The 1,986-nt window shown below is 61.7% G+C and carries 4 protein-coding genes; 3 read left to right on the top strand and 1 reads right to left on the bottom strand.

The features are described from left to right. Window positions 1–119 precede the first annotated feature (119 nt). Window positions 120–470, bottom strand: coding sequence for a hypothetical protein (locus PMI35_RS05965; protein WP_008064346.1), 351 nt, complete (start codon window positions 468–470; stop codon window positions 120–122). A 148-nt stretch (window positions 471–618) separates the two neighbouring features. Between PMI35_RS05965 and PMI35_RS05970 the strand changes: the two genes are divergently transcribed. Genes PMI35_RS05970 through PMI35_RS05980 form a run of 3 tightly spaced genes read left to right on the top strand, consistent with a single transcriptional unit; the run spans window position 619 to window position 1,946 of the window. Further along, complete coding sequence (locus PMI35_RS05970) at window positions 619–885, top strand: hypothetical protein (RefSeq protein ID WP_008064345.1); 267 nt, start codon at window positions 619–621, stop codon at window positions 883–885. 2 nt (window positions 886–887) lie between these two features. Next, a complete protein-coding gene (locus PMI35_RS05975; RefSeq protein WP_008064343.1) occupies window positions 888–1,217 on the top strand; it encodes a DUF6388 family protein in 330 nt (109 codons plus the stop codon). Window positions 1,218–1,241: 24 nt separating this feature from the next. Further along, window positions 1,242–1,946 carry a YoaK family protein gene (locus tag PMI35_RS05980; protein ID WP_008064341.1) on the top strand — a complete coding sequence of 235 codons (705 nt, stop codon included), beginning with the start codon at window positions 1,242–1,244 and terminating at the stop codon, window positions 1,944–1,946. Window positions 1,947–1,986: the final 40 nt, after the last annotated feature.

Raw genomic sequence — 1,986 nt, 5'->3', positions numbered from 1 at the left:
TAGGACCTGCCGCAGGCTGCGATCTTTTGATCTTCGGCAAACTTGAGATCGAGAAAAAACAAGATCAAAAGATCGCAGCCTGCGGCAGCTCCTACAGGGCATTGCATCAACCCATCAGATCAGAGGCAGGTGGCCAGTGCCGCCAGGCGGCGCTTGGCGACAAAGTCGTCCTGCTGCGCGTAGTAACTCAATACGGTGCCCGAGGCATCGGTAGTCACGTCGACAAAAGATTCCGCCGAGCGGGTATAGACGGTGGTGCTGCCCTTTTCTCCCTGCTCCAGGTACGCGGCAGCATCAACGCCGAACACCCCTTCGTCCTGCCAGGAAAACTGCACGCACTGGGCGACGTCCTTGGCCGGCTTGTCGGAGTTCAAGGTCTTGTACGGGGCCTTGGTACGAGCATCGTTCATCGCCGAGCCCGCGCATCCCGCCAGCAAGGTAGCGGCCAGCGCCACCATCAGAATTCGCATTGCATTCACTCATCAGGAAAAAGCGGACTGTATCACCGTGGCAGCGCGTATCGTTCTGCTTTACTTCATTTAACCCGCGACATCGCGTGACGATTCGCGCACCCTGTCGCGCCAATATCGCTGTATCGCAATTTTCACTGGAAGCCCCATGACACCCAACGCCGAGTTTTACAAACCGACCACTGAATATGCCGACAAGCTGATCAGCCAGATCGGTCAGACACCTTCCTGGATCGCCAAGCGAATCGGCGTCACCGACAAGCGGATTCGCTACATCCTTGAGGGCGAAAGAACCGTCAAGGGCCAAACCACGCCGATCCAGATGACCTATACCGAGCAGTTTGCCCTCGAGTGCCTGGCGGCAGCGGCCAAGGCCAGCAAGAAGCAATCTGCGTCATCCGTTCCCAAGGAGTGACCATGGCGGCACCTGAGCAGCAACACGAACAGGCACTGGCAAAGTTTCTCGACGAACGTCCCGAATTGCGCGACGAGCTCGACCACCTCAACCCGCTGCTGGCCCAGGCCAAAGGCGAAACCCTCGAGCAGTTTCGCGATGAGCGTTTGCATGAGGCCTTTGAAGCCGAAGCCGAGCGCCTGGGTTTGTTTGCCTGGGAGCTGACGCTGCAACTGACCGCCGCCACACCTGAGGACTATCAGGCCCAGCGCCTGGAAGTGCACCGGGAAGTCGCGGAAATGGCCGGCATGGACTGGCTGGAGTATTGCGACCTGTACGGGATAGAACCGTAACCCTGCGCAAGGATCCCTGCATCGATGCTGCCCACCCCCTCGAAGACCCACGCCAGCCCCGGACACCTGCACACGCAGAAATGGCGCGGGCGCATCGGCCTGAGCCTGGTGGCGATGCTCTCGGTGCTGGCCGGCATGACCGACGCGATCGGTTTCATGGCCAGCGGCGATTTCGTTTCGTTCATGAGCGGCAACACCACGCGGATGGCCGTCGCCATCAGTGCCGGCGACCTGGGGTTGACCCTGCGCCTGGTAATCCTCATCGCCACCTTCATCGTCGGCAATGCCCTGGGCATTATCGTCAGCCGCCTGGGCGGGCGCCGGTCACTGCCCTTGCTGTTGTGCATTGCCGCCCTGCTGTGCGCCGCCGCAGCCTGGCCCTATGACTCGCAACTGCCGGCCCTGTTGGCGGCCATCATCGCCATGGGCATGCTCAATGCCGCCGTGGAAGAGGTCAACGGCCTGCCGGTCGGCCTGACTTATGTCACCGGCGCCCTGTCGCGCTTCGGCCGCGGACTGGGTCGCTGGATGCTCGGCGAGCGGCGCAGCGGTTGGCGCGTGCAACTGATCCCATGGACCGGCATGTTCGCCGGCGCGGTACTCGGTGCCGTGCTGGAACATCATTTCGGGCTCAAGGCGCTGTTTGCCAGCGGGTTGCTGGCGGCTGCGCTGGGGGTGTTGTCGTTGAAGATCCCGCGGCGTTGGCAGTTGGGCTATATGCCGCGCTGATTGTTGTGCTGCCTGTTCGGCCGCCATCGCTGGCAAGCCA

It is taken from the genome of Pseudomonas sp. GM78 (genome assembly GCF_000282475.1).
GTDB lineage: Bacteria > Pseudomonadota > Gammaproteobacteria > Pseudomonadales > Pseudomonadaceae > Aquipseudomonas.
This window is presented reverse-complemented; position numbering and strand designations above follow the sequence as displayed.

Coding starts and splice junctions, on each gene's coding strand:
- PMI35_RS05965 (WP_008064346.1), bottom strand. CDS start 470: ATGCGAATTCTGATGGTGGCGCTGGCCGCTACCTTGCTGGCGGGATGC.
- PMI35_RS05970 (WP_008064345.1), top strand. CDS start 619: ATGACACCCAACGCCGAGTTTTACAAACCGACCACTGAATATGCCGAC.
- PMI35_RS05980 (WP_008064341.1), top strand. CDS start 1,242: ATGCTGCCCACCCCCTCGAAGACCCACGCCAGCCCCGGACACCTGCAC.
- PMI35_RS05975 (WP_008064343.1), top strand. CDS start 888: ATGGCGGCACCTGAGCAGCAACACGAACAGGCACTGGCAAAGTTTCTC.